The organism is Halobaculum rarum (assembly GCF_040025155.1).
In the GTDB taxonomy this organism is placed as follows: Archaea; Halobacteriota; Halobacteria; order Halobacteriales; family Haloferacaceae; genus Halobaculum; species Halobaculum rarum.
On sequence record NZ_CP157275.1, the window covers coordinates 2,324,750 to 2,343,050 of the forward strand.

The following is an 18,301-nucleotide window of genomic DNA, read 5'->3' on the forward strand; positions in this document are numbered from 1 at the left end:
CGAGCGCACGTCTACCCGTGGGGACGTGTTCAACAAAAACGTCTCCGATCGGGTGCCGTCTCGAGTGCGCCTGTGCGTCCCGTGGCGGTATCGTTACAGTGGTCGACCGTACAGTGGGGTGTAATGACAGACGCGGTACTCCGCGGCGACGACCTGACCGTCGACCGCGGCGGCGATCGCGTTCTCGACTCGGTCTCGATCTCGGTTCCGAGCGACGCGCGCCTGTTGGTCCAGGGGCCCAGCGGCGCGGGAAAGACGACGCTGTTCAACGTCCTCGGGCTGTTGGAGCCGCCGACCGGCGGGACGTTGTACGTGAACGGCGAGTCGACCGCGTCGCTCGGCGAACGCGCGCGCGCTCGCATCCGCCGGGACACGATCGGCTTCGTGTTTCAGGACTTCCAGCTCATTCCGGATCTCACGGCCAGGGAGAACGCCGCGGTGCCACAGGACCACCGTGGCGAACGCGACGAGCCGTGGCTCGATCACCTCTTCGAGGCGTTGGACATCACCGACCTCGCGGGCCAGTACCCGGCGACGCTCAGTGGCGGCGAGAAGCAGCGTGTCGCCATCGCCAGAGCGCTCGCGAACCGCCCCGCCGTCGTACTCGCCGACGAGCCGACGGGGCAGCTCGACCCCGAGACGGCCGATCGCGTGCTTGACCTACTGTTAGAAATTCGAGCCGACGCGGGAACCGCCCTCGTCGTGATCAGTCACGACCGCCGGCTGCGGGAACAGTTCGACGACTGCCTCCGGCTCGCGGACGGGTCACTCACGCCAGTGTGACGCCCGATCGCTCACACTCCGGCGACTCGGCGTCCGGGACCGCCTCACCGAGCGATCTGCTCCAAGCGGGTCGTATCACTCTCTACGGAGTAAGCGACGACTGATGCGCGACGCCGGCCTGCTCCGACGGTGGTCGCGTCGAGACTGGCTCAGCGTCGCGGTCGTGACCGTCACGACTGCTTTCCTGGTCGGCACCGCGCTGTTGCTGTTGTCGGCTGGCGCCTACACCGCGACCCTCGACGAGGACCTGTCGACGGCCGCAACCGTCTCCTACGAGGGGTCAGTGTCCGGTGGCTCGGCCGCTGCGGACGACCGGATCGCGATCGCCGTCGCCACCGCGGCGGTCGACGGCGTCGAGACGCGGGTCGTCGGAGTCGGGCCATCGGCGCCGGCGATCGTCCCGGGCGCCTCCGTCGCCTGGAAGGACGCACGGATCCCGCAGCCGCAGGACTCGGCGACGGTCGGCCCGGTCGCGTACCCGCGGACGGTCCGGTTCGTCGGCCCCGACGCCACGGTCGATCGGCGCGTCACCCCACCGGCGAACGAGACGATCTTCCCCGGTCGGTGGTACGCCGGCGACCCGGCGCTCGCGGACGAACTGGGCAGCGATGGTCGGTTCGTGATCGACCCGACCGGCGACGACGACGGCTACCGCGGTGGCGTCGCCCTCGTCGGGGCGCTCCCGTTCCTGTACCTCGGGATCCGCGACGTGCTCTCGATCCTCTCGCTGGCGGGCGTCGCGGGCGCGGTCGTGGTGGTGGTCGTGGTGTACAACGTGACGCAGATGACGCTCACCGACCGTCGGCGGACGATCAGCGTGCTCAGGTCGACGGGGATCGACCCGGTTCGGCTGGGTGCGATCATCGCCGGACGGGCGACGGCGATCGCCGCGTTCGGTGTGGTCGCGGGCGCGGTTCTCGGGATACTCGCGCCTCGCGCGCTCGTCATCGCCGCACGAGCGCTTGGGATCCCGGTCTCGCTGCCGACCGCGTTGACCACCGAACGGGTGACTGCGGTGCTCGCGATCGGCGCACTGCTGACGATCGCGGGCGCGGTCGCTGGCGTGGTGACAGCTGTTTCGGCTATCCGTTCCCCGCCCGGATCCGCGGGGGCGGTCGGAGGAGCGCCCCCCGGGCGTCGCGACGGAGAACCCGGTCGATTCGTCGGCCCTCGCGGGTTCCGCGAACGCATCGTCCACGCAGCCGGAATCGAGTCGATGATCGCGGCGGCCGCGGCGGCCGTGCCGTCGCCGACGATCCTCGACTGGCGGACGGCCGTGCCGACGACTGCGACGCTGACGGTCTTCGTCGTGATCGTCGTCGTCGTGTCCGGACTGGTCGGCGCGCTCGCGCCGATCACGGCGCAGTCCACCGGCACGGTCTCGGAAGCCGGCGCGATCCACCCGTTAAACAGCCGGATCGACGCCGGATACGCGAGCGCGCTCCGCGAACAGGGCGTCGCCGCGAGCCCCGAGATCATCGCCGCGCAGGCGCACTACGGGCAGCCGTATCTCCTGCGAGGTGCCAACTTCACAGCGTTCGCTCGCGTCACCGGTGCGGAGGTGACGACCGGCCGACCACCGGACGGTCCCGACGAGGCTGTCATCGGAGTCGGCTTGGCGCGCACGCTCGGGTTTGAACGCGGAGACGAGATCACGATCGGCGGGAGCGTGTCGCCGCTGGTGGACCGCGTCGAGATCGTCGGCGTCTACGCGGCACCCGGCGCGATCGACGACCAGTTGATCGTTCCAAGAGCGACGATCGCGCCGGGCGCGGTGGGTGGCGGCGATCAGGTCCACGTGATCCGGACCGAGGGGCTCACCGCCGACCAACTCGGGAACGCGACTGAGGCCGGCCCACAGGTGATCGTGACTCGGCTCCACGCGCCCGACTCGGTCGACGTCGGGGAGCCCGCGACGATCGCGGTTGAGCTTCGAAACGTGGGCGAGGAAGCCGGTTCGAAGCGGGTGGAGATCCGCGTCGGCAACGAGACACTGACGCGGCGAGTCGAACTCGACGCGGGGTCGACGACGACCGTGACGGTCACCGAGCGGCGCAACCGAACCGGGTCGTACCCTGTCATTGCCGGACCGTTCGAGCGGACGGTCCGAGTGACGAGCGAGACGGCGCTCACGCTGCCGCCGGAGTTCCCGGAGACCGCGCCTCCGGGAGCGACGTTGCTGGTTCCGGCGACGACGGAGAACGGGACACCCGTCGAGGGCGCACGCGTGACGTTCGGCGGGACACCGATCCCGGTCTCGCCGGAAGGGGTCGCGACGGTGCCGCTCCCGGAGGAGCCGGGCGAGTACCGGATCCGCGTGACTGCACCCGATCAAGCGCCGGTGACGACGACGATCGCGGTCAGCTCCTCGGCCAACCGGGAGGTCGGCGCGCGCATCGATGTGGAGCCGTCGACCGGGAGTCCGACGACCCGCCCGAACGTGTCGGTGTACGTCGCGAACCCGTGGGGAACCACCATGGAGCGCAACCTGACGCTTCTCACTCCCGGCGGCGCCGAACGGCGTCAGGTTGTGTTGCGTCCCGGCAACGTCTCACAGATCCAGATCGGCTCCGAGGCGGTAGGGTTTGACGGCCGGGCCGAGCCAGGCACGTACACGTTCCGGCTGCTCGCTGACGACGACCTCGTCGCGACCGCACGGTACACCGTTTCCGGGTCACCAGGCGCGGGAGCCTCGCTGCCTGAGGGTGCCAGTTCGTACGCCGGCGGAACCGGGCTCGGAACCGTGATTCGGCAGGTGTTCGGAAACGTGCAGGTGCTGTTCGGCGGGATGGTCGTGCTTGCGGGGGTGAGCACCGCGAGCGGGACCGTCGCGACGTTCGCGCGGTCGGTTCAGGCACGGCGCCGCACGATCGGCATATATCGTGCGACCGGGATGACACCGTTCCAGTTGACTCGTGTGCTGGTTCGCGACGCCGTACTCGTCGCGACGCCGGCTGCGGTGGGCGCGACCGCGCTCGCGTCCGTCGTGGTGGCCGTACTGGGTTCACTCGACGTCCTCGTCGCGTTCGGCATCCGGATCGACCCCATGATCGCGAGCCCGGCAATCCTCGTCGCGGTGCTCGGCAGCATCGCACTGGCCGCGTGCAGCGTCTGCCTCGCGGCAGTGCCGATACTCCGATCGTCGCCGGCCGACCTAACCAGCCGCGACTCGTGATCAGCTGTTTCAGGATTCTGATACCGACGGACGACCCAAACAGTAAGATCAGCATACCACGTCCCAAACGGCGTGTATCTGTATTATTCGCCAGATCGAATCCAAGCGAAACGTATCAGTCTATCCAAAGTTTTTATGCGTGAAGGGTCAAGTTACCAAACAAATGGATCAGCCGAGGCTCTCGCGTCGGGTCGGAATCGTCATTATAACCGTCGCGCTGGTGCTTTCGCCCGTGGTCGCGCCGGTCTCGGGAGCGCTGCCCGGCGGCGACGCCGGCGCACAATCGGGGTCGTCCACCGCGATCGACGCGTCGACACAGCGGCTCGGTCCGGCGACAGGCGGCGGGGTCGCCGATATCAACGCGTCATCCGACGAGGTGTACGACGCCGGCGGCAACGTTTCGGTGTGGGTGCGCTCCCCGCTCGCGTTGAACGTCGACGAGGAGGAGTACGCCGACGGGAGCGACGTGGAGACGTACCTCGGCATCCCGAAGATCACCGTTTCTGGTGGTGATGGGGAGTCGTCGACACCGTATGAAAAGAGACAGATCAGCGTCTACGACGAGGGCAAGACGATCACCGCCGAACTCGATGAGGCGTCCGCGGGGGGCGGCGGCAGCCTTGATGGACAGGATGTCCAGTTCGTGGCGGTCAGAATGACCGACCAGAACGTGACCTCCGTGGACGACATCGGCGCGTTGCTCAACGGGTCCGCGGACGCCAACGGCCGGATCGTCGGGGAGAACTCCTCGTTCGACGGGTTCGAGAATGTCCAGTTCACACCCGAGGAGTCCGGGCAGTACGCGCTGCTCGCCGTCGCCAAGGAGGAGAACGGCGACTCTGGCGTCGTCGGACCGAGCGGCGACGACCCGGCGGGGGAACTCGCGGTCGAGGGGAACGTGACGGTCGTCGGCGCGGACTTCCTCGCGGTTCGCGAGGATGACGGCGACGCGACCGTCGACGTGACGGCCGGCGGGACCGGCAGCAACGTCACCTTCGATGCGAACACGACGAGTTCGTTCGCGGGCGAGGACGTCGTCCACACCGCGCTCGTGATCGACGAGGGCGAACTGGCGAATCAGAACATCGATCTGGTCGTCGACTCGGAGGACGGCACCGTCGAAGTGAAATCGAGCATCGAGGACGCCCAGGGCGTCGTCCGGACCGAGCCCGGAGTCGACGGCGTGACGGTTCCCTCGATCGCCGGAATCGAACTCGCGAACGGCACGGAGATCAACAGCACTGAGGCGCTGTTCGCGGCGGTCCGAAACGAGAGCGACCGCGTCACGTTCACGCTGACGGATAACACGACCATCAACGCGTCCGCGACCGCCGTCGTCGACGGCCCCGAGACGACGCTCGAGGTCGGGACGTCGCAGTCGTGGCCCAGCCAGGACTACACGTACCTGTACACCGCCGTCTCCGAGGCCGACGGTCGGATGGTCGCCCAGCGCGGGTCGGTGAGCCTCAAGGAGGGCGTCGGGCTTTCGATCGAAGCGAACGACACCGCCATCCAACAGGGCAAACCCGTCAAGTTCACCGTCACCCGCGACGACACGGGAGCGGCGACCGACGCCACGCTCACCGTCGACGGACCTGACGGCGTCGGGACGCTCTCGACGGACTCGGACGGCAAAGCGGTCCTCACGTTCGGGTCGGTCGGGACGTACACCGTGACCGCCTCGAAGGCCGAAACCGAGACGACCGAGTTCTTCGACGACTCCGTCTCGATCGAGGTGAAAGAAGAGGTCGAGGAAGCATACGTCACGGACTTCACGCTCTCGCCGAACAAGACCGGGACGAACGAGAACGTCACGGTCAAAGCGACCGTGTATAACCCCGCCGACAAGACTCAAGGCGAGACCCTGGAGCTGTACGTCGACGGGGAGAACGTGCAGACGAAGCACATCGACGACCTCGAACCGGGCGAGACAACAGTCGAGTTCGACCGTCCGCTCTCGTTCGACACCGAGGGCGTCCGGGATATCTCCGTCGACAACCTCCCGCCGAAGCAGCTCGAGATCGACGACGAGGCGTTCGCCGAAAGCTTCAGCCTCTCGCGGAGCTCCGTGTTCATCGGGCAGTCGGTGACGATCTCGGCGACCGTCACGAACCCCGGTGACTTGGACGAGGGCGAGACGCTGGAACTGTTCGTTGACGGGAATCGCGTCGAGACGAAGCACGTCCGCGTCGCCGCCGGCGATACTATCACGGTCACGTTCACCCGGACGTTCCGTTCCGCCGGACAGCGCATGATCGCCGTGGACAACTTGAAGGCGAAGCGGCTCAACGTCCGCCGTCGTTCCTCGCCTGACCCGGACCCCGATCCGGATCCTGATCCCGATCCGGACCCGGGAGCCGGTGAGGGGCCGCCAGACGGCGTGCCGGGGTCCGACGTGACCGATACCGACAGAGGGGCGACGGTCACCGTCGACCGCGTCCGCAGCGGCGACACCGTCGGCGTCGAGCTCGGGAACCGGACCTCACGGAACGGGACCGGGCTGACCGGGCTCGAGATGCGGGTCGGTGGGAACACTTCCTCGTTCCGCGTGAACGTCACGCCCGCGCAGGCCGATCCGCCGACCGGCGTGCCGCCCGTGAACGAGACAACCGACGGGGCGAGCGCGCTCAGCTACTTCACCGCGACGCCCGAAGGCGAGACGGCGCCCGAGTTCGACGGCGTGAACTACACCTTCAGCGTCGCAACGTCCGCGCTTCCGGACGGCGTTTCCTCGGACCGAGTCGTTCTGCTTCGCTACAACGAGACGACGAGCCGGTGGGACAGGCTCCCGACGGAGGCGCTCGGCAACGGGAGCTACCGTGCGCGCTCGCCGGGCTTCTCCGCGTACGCGATCGGGGTCCGTCAAGCGCAGCCCGAACCGCGGTTCGCCATCGACGAGACGAACATCGAGTCGCGCTCGCTGGAGGTCGATGAAGAGACCACCGTCACCGCGCGGATCAGCAACGACGGAAACGCCGGCGGGACGTTCACCGCGAACCTCTCGGTCGACGGGCGGGTGATCGACTCGCGCGAGGTGACGATCGACGCCGGCGAGACCGAGTCCGTCGAGTTCACCGTCAGCTTCGACGAGGCGGGCACCTACGGCGTGGCGATCAACGACGAGGAGATCGCCTCAGTGACGGTCGAGGACGCCCGGCAAGCAACCGTAACTCAGACGCCGGCGGACGGTGGCCCGTCGAGCACGCCGATCGATGAGCCGTCCGGCGTCCCGCTGTGGCTCTCGCTCGGACTGCTCGCACTGTTCGTCCTCATCGCAGGGTTCGCCGTGTACCGCGTGCGGACCGGACCCGAATCGGACTCCGAGCCGCTCGAAGAGGAGTAGTCCGTCTCTTCGGTCGGAACGAGACCGAGGGAATCGAGCCGATAGCTGTCTTCGATCGCATCCGCTTCAGAACTCAGTTTTGATAGATTGACAGCGTTTCTTTTCATCAGTATCGGCGTGGCGTCGGTATGGACGCAGGTGGCGTCGCCGAAACGCGGACGGACATCGCGCTGCTGGTGCTTCCGGCGGTGGCGATGGTGCTGGTGTATCCGCTCCCTGAGCAGGTGAAACGGTCGTTTGCGCTCACCTATACGGATCCGACCCTCGCGACCGCGTTCACTGCACACTTCGTTCACCTCGGCGGCGAACACCTGGTCGCGAACCTGATCGCCTACCTGCTGGTCGTCGGGGTGACGTATCAGCTCGCGAGAATTCAGCGAGCGCTTCCGCAGTTCAGGGTGCTGTTCGTCGCGACGCTGGCGGCTGTCCCGTTCGCGCTGTCGGGGCTCAACGTGGCGCTGGTTCGTCCGCGCGTAGGGTTCGGATTCTCTGGGGTGCTCGCCGGGTTTTTCGGCGTGCTCTCGCTTACGCTGTCCGGGTACGTGCGCCGGGGGATACGAGTCGATCTCTCGCGCGAGTGGGACTCACTACCGTACTTCGCAGACCTCTCGTTGATCGGGGTCGTGCTGTTGTGGCGTGCACCCGGAACGTGGGTAGTCGCGTTGACCGCAGGAGTCGTCACCGTCTGGTACACAGGTCGCCTGTACGCGAGTCTCAGCCGCACCGAACCGCTATGGCACGACTGGGTGTTGCGACCGGGGTACGCGGAGCTGGGCGTGCTCGGCGGGGTGCTCGTCCTCGCGTTCCCGATCTTCGCGTTCCTGCCGACCGGTGGGGGCGACAGTTCGGTGGTGAACTTCTACGCACACTTCCTCGGGTTTAGCCTCACCGCGATCGCGGGGTATCTCCTTCCGCCGGTCGATGACGCCGAGACGGCGGTTCCGACGGGCTGACTCGCCGATCGACCGTGCCGACGCACCGACACGTTAGTAAGCGCCGGCGTGGACGATTCGTGTACAGATGGCGACACGCCGGCGCACACGGTTCGTTCGCGCACAGGTGGCGTGGATGCTGGGCGCCACACTGGTGCTCGTCTTGCTGGAGTCGCTCAGCTTCGAGCTCGTGTTCGTCGTGTCGCTGATCGGGTTTCTCGTCGTCACCGAGCTGACGGCGCCGTTCGCGGTCACGCCCGACTGGCGTCGACGCCTCGTGTGGATTATCGCGCTCGGGCTCGCGGTGTTCGGCTACGTCGTGATCCGCCGGATCCTGTCGATCCTGCCGCCGGGGGTGATCTGACGTGCGCGTCGGACCCGTCGACTGGAACTACCCCCGCGTGCTCCTCGCGGGACTCGTCGCCGTCCTCGTCGTCGCCGTGGTGTTCGCCGGCGGCACCTCCGCGGCCGCGTTCGGCTCGTACAACCCCGCATGGGACGGGGCGTCCCAGCTCCGTGCGGTGGGCGCCGACGCTGGCGCCGAGGTGACGGTGCTCACGAACGCCTCGGAGTACGACGGCGTCGATCCGAACGGAACCGTCGCGGTCGTTCTCTCGCCTGACCGCCCCTACACCGCGGCCGAACGCGACCGGCTCCGGCGGTTCGTCGAGCGCGGCGGCACGCTCGTCGTCGCCGAGGATTTCGGCGAGCACGGGAACGCGCTGCTGGCCGCGACCGGATCGTCGCTCCGGGTCGACGGTCGGACGCTCCGGGACGAGCGCGAGTACTACCGGTCGCCCGCGCTCCCGGTCGCCCCGAGTGTCGCTGACCACCCCCTGACGACCGGTGTCGACCGATTGACGCTCAACTACGGGACCGTGGTTACGTCCGCGTCGTCGGCGAACGGCTCGTCGGTCGCCGCGACGAACGCGACGGTGCTCGTGAACTCCTCGCGGTTCTCGTATCTCGACGGGGACGGCGACGCCGAACTCGACAACGAGGAGCGACTGCGCGCGCGCCCTGTCGCGGCGGTCGAATCCATCGGCGACGGGCGGGTAGTCGTCGTCTCCGACCCGAGCGCGTTCATCAACGCGATGCTGGAGCGGTCGAACAATCGCCGCTTTGCGGCGGCGCTGTTCGGCGCGCACGATCGGGTGCTCCTGGACTACTCACACACTGCAGGGCAGCCGCCGCTGGCCGCACTCGCGCTCGCACTGCGAAAGTCGTCGCTCGCGACCGCACTCGTCGGCGGCGGACTGCTCGCCGCCGTCGGCCTCTGGGTCAGGCGCCCGTGGAACGGCCGCCTGAAAGGCAGACTGCGGGCGGATGGGCGGTACACGGGCGATCGGCGACCCGAAGGACGCCGAACGACGGGCGCTGCGGACCCGGGGGCGTCCCCCGACGGGAGGTCGGTTGCGGCGTCGCTCGCGACACTGCACCCCGACTGGGACGACGCCCGAACCCGGCGCATAATGACAGCGGTTTTCCCACGCCGCGCCGAGGATTCCGAGGATGAGTGATGCCGCCGACGCACCGGCCGCGGTGTACGAGGCGATCCGCGAGGAGGCCGGTCGTGTGCTTATCGGGAACGAGGACGTGATCGAGGGGATCACCATCTCGTTGCTTACGCGGGGACACGTGCTGCTCGAGGGAGTGCCCGGCGTCGCGAAGACGACGATCGCGAATCTCGTCGCGAGATCGACCGGGCTGGAGTTCACCCGGCTCCAGATGACGCCGGACCTCCTCCCCGCCGACATCACGGGGTCGCACGTCTACCGCGAGAACACCGGCACCTTCGAGCTGAACAAGGGACCGGTGTTCGCGAACCTCGTCGTCGCCGACGAGATCAACCGCGCGACGCCGAAGACGCAGTCGGCGCTGCTCGAGGCGATGCAAGAACGGAGCGTCACGATCGAGGGGCAGACCCTCTCGCTACCGGACCCGTTCATCGTCATCGCGACGCAGAATCCGATCGAAATGGAGGGCGTGTTCGAACTTCCCGAGGCCCAGCGCGACCGATTCCAGTTCAAACTCCGTGTCGACCTCCCCGATCGCGACGACGAACGGGAACTGCTCGATCGGTTCGACGAGGACCCCGATCTCGGGCCAGACCAGGTGGAACAGGTCGTCGACGAGAACCGACTGCGCGCTGCCCGCGAGGCGGTCACCGGGATCCACGTCGCCGACGGCGTTCGCGAGTACATCCTCGACATCGTCGCGCGAACGCGCGAGGACGCGGATATCGAGTACGGCGCCTCCCCGCGCGCGACGCTCGCGTTCCTCAACGGCGGGAAGGCGCGGGCGGCGATCCACGGTCGCGACTACGTGATCCCGGACGACGTGAAAGCGCTCGCGAAGCCGATCCTGATCCACCGGCTGTTGCTGTCGACGGAGGCGGAGATCGGCGAGGAGTCCGTCGAGGACGTGGTCGACCGGATCCTCGGGACGGTCGAGCCCCCCGCGGGCGCGGCGTCCAACGCGCAGCCGACCGAGTAACGTCCCCTGATCGAGTAGCGTCCTCCGACGCCTGCCGACTCCGCGAGGGGGACCCGAGAAGCCGAAACGAGACCCTCTGCCCCACCGTTATACTGACTCTACTTCCGCTGAGTCGGCGCCGCCCTCGTAGCCGGAGTCGTCGCTGACCGCGTCCGCCTCCCAGCGACAGGTGATCGTGTAGCCCCGTTCGGTCGACGCGACCTCGGTGGACACCGGTGTGTCGAGCCCGACCGCGAGCCCGACCGCGAGCGTCGACGCGACGGGGTCGTCGAACCGGGTCCCGTCGCCGAGAGTGCCCTCGGCCACGTCGAACGAGGCACGGCCGTTGCCGGCGTCGACATCGACCGTCACCGACGAGGCGAGCTCGAACGCCTCGACGATCGCCTCCGCGATCCCGTCGCCGATGCGCCCGGGGGTGGACCCCGGGTCGCCCGCCGCAGACCGCTCGAACTCGCGGTACAGCGGCCCGCCGGTCGGCGTCAGGGACAGGCCCCGCTGGGCGTCCGACTCGGTGACGACGAGCGTCGTTTCCGAAAGCGTCTCCCCGTCGGGAAGGTCGTAGTCGCGTCGCTCAGGGACGAACAAGCGAGCGGTATCGGGGCCGCCGACGGGGACGTACACCCGGTCCGATCGGAGGCCGAGCTCCGCCGCCAGCGACGCCTCGTTGTCGGCGAGCGCCGCGTACACGCGCTCGCCGACGGCCGCCGAGACGAACCGTTCCGGGGTCAGATACCGGGTAAGCACGCCCGCGAAGACGCCGATCGCGGCGACGACGACGAGCACCTGCCTGACCGACGGGAACGCCGCCGCACCGACGAGCGCCGCCGCGCCGACGCCGACGAGCGCGACCGCAGCACGGCGGTATTCGGTCGTTCGCTGGCGTGCGTATGCGCGGCGGAGACGCCGGTTCTCCGCTTCGAGGAGATCGACACGGGCGCGCAGCGTTCGTCCGTCCGGGTCGCCACGCTCGTCGTCGGAGTCCCTGCCGCTCCCGTCGATCCCGTCGACGACACCGGCGTTCTCGCTCGCGTCGCCGCTCATCGGTCACCTCCCGGATCGACGTCGGCGACGAGCCCCAGTGTGACGAGCTCGAAGCGGTGGAGCCCGTAGCTCCCTAGCGCGGCCACCGCGACCAGCGTCGCGGCGACGGACCACAGTCCATCGGTACTGCTGGCTGCGATCACCACGATCCCGGCGAGCCCGGCGGCGGCGAGCCACGCGATCGCGGCGTCGGGGAGGTGGACGCGGCCGGCGACCGGCATCGCGATAAGCGGTGCGAGCGCGGTTTCGAACGCGACGGTAGCGACCGGCCCGACCGTGCCTGCCACGCCAGCCGAGCCGAACACGGCGATCGCCGCCACGTGTGCGGCGAGGATCGCAGCCCCGGGACCGACCAACACCGCGACGGCGGCGACTGCCACGCCCGCCGGAGCGGCGATCGGTCCGGCGATCCACCCGAACGCAGCCGCCAGCGTCGCCCCCGCCACTGCGGGGAGCGCGAGCGAACGACCGGGCGTCGCCTCCGGATCTGCCATACCGGTGATATCGACGGCTTGGTAAAGAAGTGACTGCTTTCGTACCGCTTTCACGTGCTCGGCGACCGGTCGACGCGCGGCCAGTCCGGCGCCGGCGGCGCCCCCTCCGTGGTTCACCGCCGTCGGCGACGCGCGGCGGCCAGCAGCCGATCGAGCCGGTCGCCCGGACCGACCTCGAAGGCGGTAACGCGGGTGATCCCGTCGAGCGTCCGCCTGAACCGTTCGAACTCGAGGTATCGATCGTACGCGGTCTCCGGGTCCACCGGGTCGTCAGCGTCGAAGAGTACGCGCGGCGCGACGAACACGAGCGCGTGCCCGCCGCCGCGGGTCGCCAGGCGCACGGCCTCGAGCAGCCGGTCGGGGTCGGCGTCGTCGGTCACGATCACCGACAGCGTCGTTGTTCCCCCCTCCGTGCGCGCGCGCTCGACCGCGCCGAACAGCGCGTCCCCCCGGATCCGGCGGACGTACGAGTCGCGTGCCTCGAAGAACGGTCGAACTCGCCGGGCGAACGGTGCGTCGTCGGTCAGGCGCTCCGCCCGCGCCACGGCCGCGGCGGGGCGGACCTGCGCGTGGCCCGTGCCGACGATCGACGGGCCGACTCCGTCCGCGGAAGCCGTCCCCCCACCACCTGCACCGATCCCGTCGTCCGTGGGTGTCAGATTCTGGAGGTGGCTCCGGATGCGGTCGTAGCCGGCGCTCGCGCTCGTGGCGTCGAAGCGGCCGGTGACCCCGTCGTCGCCGACGGTCCAACAGCCCAGCGGGTCCGACAACGCCTCCGCCCCGGCGACGAAGCCGAGGGCGACCTCGCGGACGTAGTCGAACAGCGTCGCGCCGGCGGCGCCGAGATCGGTTCGCGCGCGGTGGTCGACGATCAGGACGGTTCGACGGTCGGATTCGGCCTCGAACTCCCGGACGTAGATCTGTCCGTGGCGAGCAGTCGCCTTCCAGTCGATCCGGTCGGCGGCGTCGCCCGGTTGGTACTGCCTGATCTCCTCCGGCGTGATCCCTCCGCCGCTGCGTTCCGCGGGGTGGTCGCCGTACGACAGCGCTTCCCCACCCTTGCCGACGTGAAGATCGGAGGGCGTCCGCGGGTCCGCACGAACCGTCGGCATCGACCCCCGCGGAAGGGATTCGGTGAACAGGCCGTCGGACGAGCGGATCGTCACGTTCGCCGGCGGGAAGCTGAATCGACCCGCCGTCGGGAACGAACACGAGAACGTGGTCGCCGCCTCGCGCTCGCCCGCCGGGATCTCCAGCGTCCGCTCGGCTCGATTCGCACCGGTCGCCCCGACCGGCAGCGGAACGGTGACGGTAACCGGTGTCGGCGCCGGATCGGGTCCCTCGAACCGGGCCGAGGCGGTGACACGCACGGATTCGTCGACGGTCACCGCCGCCCGCGCCGTCGACACCGAGAGTGTCAGCCGGTCGTCGACGTCGCGAAACGCCCGAACCGCGCTCGCCTGCCGGCCGACGATCCATCCGGCGAGCGGAACGCCGGCGAGGACGAGCAACGGTTGTCCGGCGAACGCGCCTAGGGCGACGATCGCCATACCCGCGATCGCCGTTCCCCACGTCCGTCGCCGGGCGTGCATACCTGGGTCGTCATGTCGGTCGACACATGAGTGTTCCCTTCCGGGTTAGTTCGGTGTCGGTGAGCTCGGCGCCGGCACGTGCGGCGATCGCGACCCCGCGAATGGGTACACATAACTGTCGAGCGGGCGTCGTCTTCCTCGTGTACGGGCCCCCGACAGTGCGAGCGGCGGTCGCCTGCCTGTTGCTCGTCGTCGCCGCCAGCGGCGCGGTCGCGGGGGCCCCCATCGATAGCGCAGCGGTCGGGCAGTCGACGCTGTCGGGGAATGCGATCCTCCAGCAGGAGACGCCGGTGGACCAGCGAAACAACTCCAGCGTCAGACACGAGGACCCGGACGCGGCGGACGGACAGGGAGATACCGAGCGCGTACGGTCGTTCCTCGCGTCGTCGCTCGGCGAGCGCCTCGAGGGGAGCGTGATAAACCTGAGTCAGGGCGAGTACGAGCGCGCCCGCGGGATGCTCGGCGACGAGTACGACGAGGACCTCGGCAAGTTCGTCGACGTCGCGGGCGATACCGAGGGAGGTACGGGTGGCGACGCGTTCGAATCCGCCGTCGAGCGCCAACGCGAGTACGTGAACCGGACGCAGTCGTATCGCGAGACGAAAGCGGAGTATCGGGAGGCGATCGAAGCGGGCAACGAGACGCGGGCGCGGGAACTAGCGCGAGAGTTGGCTCGGACGGCCGCGGCGGTGAACCGAACCGGAGAGAACCTCACCGCGTCGTACACCGCCATCGAGAACGCGACGGGGGCGAACATGAGCCGGGAGGAGCGGACCGTTCGTACCATCTCGGCGAACATCTCCGCCGACGCGGCAGCCGTGACGCAGTCGACGTTCGTCTCGACGAGGTTGACGCTGTCGGCCGACCGCGAGTCGGCGTCGTTCCTCGACCCGTTGGAACTGACCGGGCGGTTGATGACCGAGAACGGGAGCCCCGTCTCGAACCGGTCGATCACGCTGTCGGTGGGTGACCGGACGATCGACGTTCGAACTGGAGAGAACGGCTCGTTCTCGACGGCGTACCGCCCGACGACGCTTCCGCTCGACCGAGAGCGGCTCTCGGTTCGGTACGCCCCCGACGACGGGTCCGTGTATCTCCCGAGCACCGCCACGGTGCCGATCGCGGTGCAGCAGGTGACCGCGGCCGTCGACGTGGACGGGCCGGAGACGGCGGCGTTCGGGGAGCAAATAACGGTACGGGGGAGCGTCGCCGCGGAGGACGTTCCCGTCTCCGGGGTTCCGGTTCGAGTCACCTTGGGGGACGCGGTGCTCGGCACCGTCCGGACGGACGACGCTGGCGAGTACGTCCTCCGGACGGCCCTGCCGGCGGGAGTGGACGACGGAAACCGGACGCTGTCGGCGACCGTCGCGCTCGCCGACAGAGCGGTGACGAGCGACGCCGCCTCCGACACGATTCGGGTCACCTCGACCGACACGCGGCTCCGGCTCAACGCCTCGATGTCGGGGGACGCCGCGGCGGTCTCCGGTCGGCTGACCACCGTTGAGGGCGACGCGGTCGCGGGACGCGCGATCGACGTTCTCCTCGACGGAAGGGTCGTCGCAACTGCGGACACGAACGCCTCAGGCGCGTTTTCGACAACGGTTTCGATCCCTGATTCGGTTCCTGCGGGGACGTCGCTGACCGTCCGCGTGACGTTCGACGGCGTGGGCTCGAACCTCGACGGAGCGAGCGCGACGGCGACGCTCTCGCTGCCGGAGGGAGATGACGGCGGCGCCGGCGGAGCGGGTGATGGCGCGTCCGGCGGGCTGCTTCAGGCGATCGTGGACGGTGATGCCCCGATCGTGCTCGGGGCGGCAGCGCTGGTCGCGATCGCGGCCGCGGCGGCTGCGTTCATCCTGCTCCGCGGCCGCGGCGACGACGCCGATCCCTCGACGGACGGAGCCCCCGCGAAGTCCGCGAGCGATACCGGAGGCGACGCAGAATCGACCGGAGCGCTGCTCGAGGAACTGGCCGGCCGTCACCTGGACGAGAGCCCGTCCGTCGCCGTCGAGATCGCCTTCGGTGTGCTCCGTGAGTCCGTCGAGTCCAGGTTCGACATCGACCCATCGCTCACACACCGCGAGTTCGCGGCCGCCTGTCGCGAGCGCGGACTCTTCGACGACCGGGCCGGCGATCTCGTCGCGCTGACCGACAGCTACGAGCGGGCGGCGTTCGGGCCTCGGGGCGTCTCACGGTCGACGGCTGCTGACGCCATCGAACGCGTCCGGGCGTTGCAGCCGTAGCGAGGCCAGGGACCGGCGAATGCGGTGGGTTCGCTTCTCCGTCGTCGACACCGATTATATTTTGCATGACGAATACCTCCGCGTTCACATGGGCGTGGACTCACGGTGGCGACAACTCCTCCCGGCTCCGATACGCCGCCTCCCCGCCGATCTCGCGGCGGTCGTCGCGGCCGTCGCGCTCACGATCGCGGCGGTGTTCACGCCGGTGGTCAACGAGACGCCGCTGCGCGTCGTCGTCGGGCTCCCGTTCGTGCTGTTCGTCCCGGGATACGCGCTCATCGCCGCGCTGTTCCCCGAAGCGGGGTCGGGCCCCGCGACCGACGACGGCACGACCGGTGACGAGAGAACTGGCGATGGCCCGCCCGGCGACGCGAGTGGCGAGCGGGAGGGCGCTACCACGGAACCGGACGGAGAGTCAGGTATCGACGGGATCGAACGGGTCGCGCTGTCGTTCGGAACGAGCATCGCCGTCGTCCCGCTTCTCGGTTTGGTGTTGAACTTCACGCCGTTCGGGATCCGGCTGGTTCCGATCGTCGCGAGCGTGAGCGGCGTCACCCTCCTGTTGACGGCCGTCGCGGCGCGACGGCGCCTGGCGCTCCCCGAGGACGAGCGATTCCGCGTGCCGTACCGCCGCTGGGCGTCGGACGCGCGTGCCGAACTGTTCGAGCCGGACACCCGGACGGACGCGGCGCTGAACGTGCTGCTCGCGATCAGCGTGGTCATCGCCGTCTCGAGCGTCGGATACGCCGTCGCGGTTCCCAAGCAAGGCGAGTCGTTCACCGAGTTCTATCTCCTCACGGAGGGCGACGACGGCGAGCTCGTCGCCGACGACTACCCGACCGAGTTCACGCAGGGGGAGCCCCAGTCGCTGGTCGTCGGAGTCTCCAACCACGAGCACCGACCCGTCAACTACACCGTTGTGGCCGCGATCCAACGCGTCGAGGTGTCGAACAACTCCACGACGGTAGTGGATTCCTCGCAGCTCCGCCAGTGGCGCGTAGAGTTGGCGGACAACGAGACGTGGCAGCTCCGCCACACTGTCGCCCCCGAGATGACCGGATCCCGGCTGCGCTTGACGTACTTCCTGTACACCGGGGATCCGCCGGCGACGCTCCGGACCGACACCGCCTACCGCGAGCTCCACCTCTGGGTAAACGTTACTACACCGACGTGAGCACCCATCTCTGTCGATATGGTGTCGTTTGAGAGTGTGAGCGGGCTCGCCGGAGGAATGGTGTTGCAGTGGATCGTTTCGGGGTATCAGACGATTCCCTCTGTCGGTGCCAGCCTCCTGGCGTTCACTGCGATCGCCGTGGGCGTTCAAGCGGTGCTCGGGAGCTGCTTCATCGGTATCATCCACGACGCCTGCGGTCGCCGCTCGCGCAGCTCGGACTCCGCTCGGCGGATACCGACTTCCTAACCAAGTACCGGGCGTGCAGACGCTCTCATATGCCGGAGTTGGTGTCTCGGGAGTGCCCCGCCTGCGGTCACAGGACCGTCGTCCGGACGGTTCCGTGGCAGGATGACTTCTGCAAGACCTGCGGCGAGTCGGTCCGGCTATCGAACAGGTGACGAGCCAGCCCGCCGACCCGGTCCCGCCGTGTCGTCGCTGAACCGGTCGTACACAATTCCAACAACAAAAGCTAACAGAGTTAACTGTGAAGAACTGGCTATGGGATTCGAAAAGTTCGACGAGTCCGGAGCGGGGCGGGGACGGCCGGCCGGAACGGAGCCGATGATCTCGTTGCGGAAGTCGGCGAGCATCGGCGTGAACAGGCCGGCCCTCGAGGAGTACTTCGGCGACAGCGAAGGGGCGGTGATGTACTACGACGAAGACGAGAACCGTGTCGGGATCGAACCGGTCGCGGACACGGACGCCGACGAGGCCGCCTACACCGTCTCGGTCACCGACTCCGGCGGGACGATCGCGCCGAAGGCGTTCCTCGAACGCTACGATCTGGTTCCCGACGTGACGACCCAGTTCGACCCGGCGTGGGCCGACGAAGACGAGCAGTCGCTGATCGTCCTCCCGCTCGATTCCCCGTCCGGGACGTACGGCTCCGCCGACGACGCTGACGAGGACGCGGGCGATGCGGATGCCGCCGGCGACGCCGCATCCGACGCCGAGAGCGACGCCGCATCCGACGCCGAGAGCGACGCCGACGAGGAGTGATCGGCCAAGTCCGACCGCTCTGTCTCGCT

General features: G+C 68.8%; 13 protein-coding genes. 10 read left to right on the plus strand and 3 right to left on the minus strand.

Translation table 11 applies throughout. The features are described from left to right. The first annotated feature begins 123 nt into the window (after positions 1 to 123). From ABJD39_RS12010 to ABJD39_RS12040, 7 genes are all read left to right on the plus strand, one after another. On the plus strand, positions 124 to 783 hold the full coding sequence (locus tag ABJD39_RS12010) for an ABC transporter ATP-binding protein (RefSeq protein WP_348608920.1): 660 nt from the start codon (positions 124 to 126) through the stop codon (positions 781 to 783). A gap of 103 nt (positions 784 to 886) precedes the next feature. Then, positions 887 to 3,958 carry an FtsX-like permease family protein gene (locus tag ABJD39_RS12015; protein ID WP_348608923.1) on the plus strand — a complete coding sequence of 1,024 codons (3,072 nt, stop codon included), beginning with the start codon at positions 887 to 889 and terminating at the stop codon, positions 3,956 to 3,958. Between the two features lie 163 nt (positions 3,959 to 4,121). Next, positions 4,122 to 7,301, plus strand: coding sequence for a CARDB domain-containing protein (locus tag ABJD39_RS12020; protein WP_348608926.1), 3,180 nt, complete (start codon positions 4,122 to 4,124; stop codon positions 7,299 to 7,301). A 128-nt stretch (positions 7,302 to 7,429) separates the two neighbouring features. Next, entirely contained in the window at positions 7,430 to 8,254 is an 825-nt protein-coding gene (locus tag ABJD39_RS12025) for a rhomboid family intramembrane serine protease (RefSeq protein WP_348608928.1), read from the plus strand. Between the two features lie 67 nt (positions 8,255 to 8,321). Further along, the gene (locus ABJD39_RS12030; protein WP_348608931.1) at positions 8,322 to 8,597 is read left to right on the plus strand and encodes a hypothetical protein; all 276 of its coding nucleotides are present in this window, start codon (positions 8,322 to 8,324) and stop codon (positions 8,595 to 8,597) included. A 1-nt stretch (position 8,598) separates the two neighbouring features. Next, entirely contained in the window at positions 8,599 to 9,753 is a 1,155-nt protein-coding gene (locus tag ABJD39_RS12035; RefSeq protein ID WP_348608933.1) for a DUF4350 domain-containing protein, read from the plus strand. After that, positions 9,746 to 10,729, plus strand: coding sequence for an AAA family ATPase (locus ABJD39_RS12040; protein WP_348608936.1), 984 nt, complete (start codon positions 9,746 to 9,748; stop codon positions 10,727 to 10,729). Before ABJD39_RS12035 ends, ABJD39_RS12040 begins: the two co-directional genes overlap by 8 nt. Before the next feature lie 87 nt (positions 10,730 to 10,816). Here ABJD39_RS12040 and ABJD39_RS12045 read toward each other — a convergent pair whose 3' ends face one another. From ABJD39_RS12045 to ABJD39_RS12055, 3 genes are all read right to left on the minus strand, one after another. Beyond that, positions 10,817 to 11,770 (minus strand): hypothetical protein, encoded by a 954-nt coding sequence (locus tag ABJD39_RS12045; RefSeq protein WP_348608938.1) that lies wholly within the window; start codon positions 11,768 to 11,770, stop codon positions 10,817 to 10,819. Continuing rightward, entirely contained in the window at positions 11,767 to 12,264 is a 498-nt protein-coding gene (locus ABJD39_RS12050) for a hypothetical protein (protein ID WP_348608941.1), read from the minus strand. The genes ABJD39_RS12045 and ABJD39_RS12050 overlap by 4 nt, the downstream gene beginning before the upstream one ends. A 113-nt stretch (positions 12,265 to 12,377) precedes the next feature. Next, complete coding sequence (locus tag ABJD39_RS12055) at positions 12,378 to 13,856, minus strand: DUF58 domain-containing protein (RefSeq protein ID WP_348608943.1); 1,479 nt, start codon at positions 13,854 to 13,856, stop codon at positions 12,378 to 12,380. A 140-nt stretch (positions 13,857 to 13,996) separates the two neighbouring features. Here ABJD39_RS12055 and ABJD39_RS12060 point away from each other — a divergent pair, with 140 nt between their 5' ends. From ABJD39_RS12060 to ABJD39_RS12070, 3 genes are all read left to right on the plus strand, one after another. Next, positions 13,997 to 16,099: a DUF4129 domain-containing protein gene (locus ABJD39_RS12060; protein WP_348608946.1), complete on the plus strand. Its 2,103-nt coding sequence runs from the start codon at positions 13,997 to 13,999 to the stop codon at positions 16,097 to 16,099. An 88-nt stretch (positions 16,100 to 16,187) separates the two neighbouring features. Beyond that, positions 16,188 to 17,273 carry a DUF1616 domain-containing protein gene (locus ABJD39_RS12065; protein WP_348608948.1) on the plus strand — a complete coding sequence of 362 codons (1,086 nt, stop codon included), beginning with the start codon at positions 16,188 to 16,190 and terminating at the stop codon, positions 17,271 to 17,273. 498 nt (positions 17,274 to 17,771) lie between these two features. Then, positions 17,772 to 18,272: a hypothetical protein gene (locus ABJD39_RS12070; RefSeq protein WP_348608951.1), complete on the plus strand. Its 501-nt coding sequence runs from the start codon at positions 17,772 to 17,774 to the stop codon at positions 18,270 to 18,272. The last annotated feature ends 29 nt before the right edge of the window (positions 18,273 to 18,301 follow it).

Bases quoted from the DNA above. Each gene is read 5' to 3' on its own strand.
- ABJD39_RS12010 (WP_348608920.1), top strand. From the start codon at position 124: ATGACAGACGCGGTACTCCGCGGCGACGACCTGACCGTCGACCGCGGC.
- ABJD39_RS12015 (WP_348608923.1), top strand. From the start codon at position 887: ATGCGCGACGCCGGCCTGCTCCGACGGTGGTCGCGTCGAGACTGGCTC.
- ABJD39_RS12020 (WP_348608926.1), top strand. From the start codon at position 4,122: ATGGATCAGCCGAGGCTCTCGCGTCGGGTCGGAATCGTCATTATAACC.
- ABJD39_RS12025 (WP_348608928.1), top strand. From the start codon at position 7,430: ATGGACGCAGGTGGCGTCGCCGAAACGCGGACGGACATCGCGCTGCTG.
- ABJD39_RS12030 (WP_348608931.1), top strand. From the start codon at position 8,322: ATGGCGACACGCCGGCGCACACGGTTCGTTCGCGCACAGGTGGCGTGG.
- ABJD39_RS12040 (WP_348608936.1), top strand. From the start codon at position 9,746: ATGAGTGATGCCGCCGACGCACCGGCCGCGGTGTACGAGGCGATCCGC.
- ABJD39_RS12045 (WP_348608938.1), bottom strand. From the start codon at position 11,770: ATGAGCGGCGACGCGAGCGAGAACGCCGGTGTCGTCGACGGGATCGAC.
- ABJD39_RS12050 (WP_348608941.1), bottom strand. From the start codon at position 12,264: ATGGCAGATCCGGAGGCGACGCCCGGTCGTTCGCTCGCGCTCCCCGCA.
- ABJD39_RS12055 (WP_348608943.1), bottom strand. From the start codon at position 13,856: ATGCACGCCCGGCGACGGACGTGGGGAACGGCGATCGCGGGTATGGCG.
- ABJD39_RS12065 (WP_348608948.1), top strand. From the start codon at position 16,188: ATGGGCGTGGACTCACGGTGGCGACAACTCCTCCCGGCTCCGATACGC.
- ABJD39_RS12070 (WP_348608951.1), top strand. From the start codon at position 17,772: ATGGGATTCGAAAAGTTCGACGAGTCCGGAGCGGGGCGGGGACGGCCG.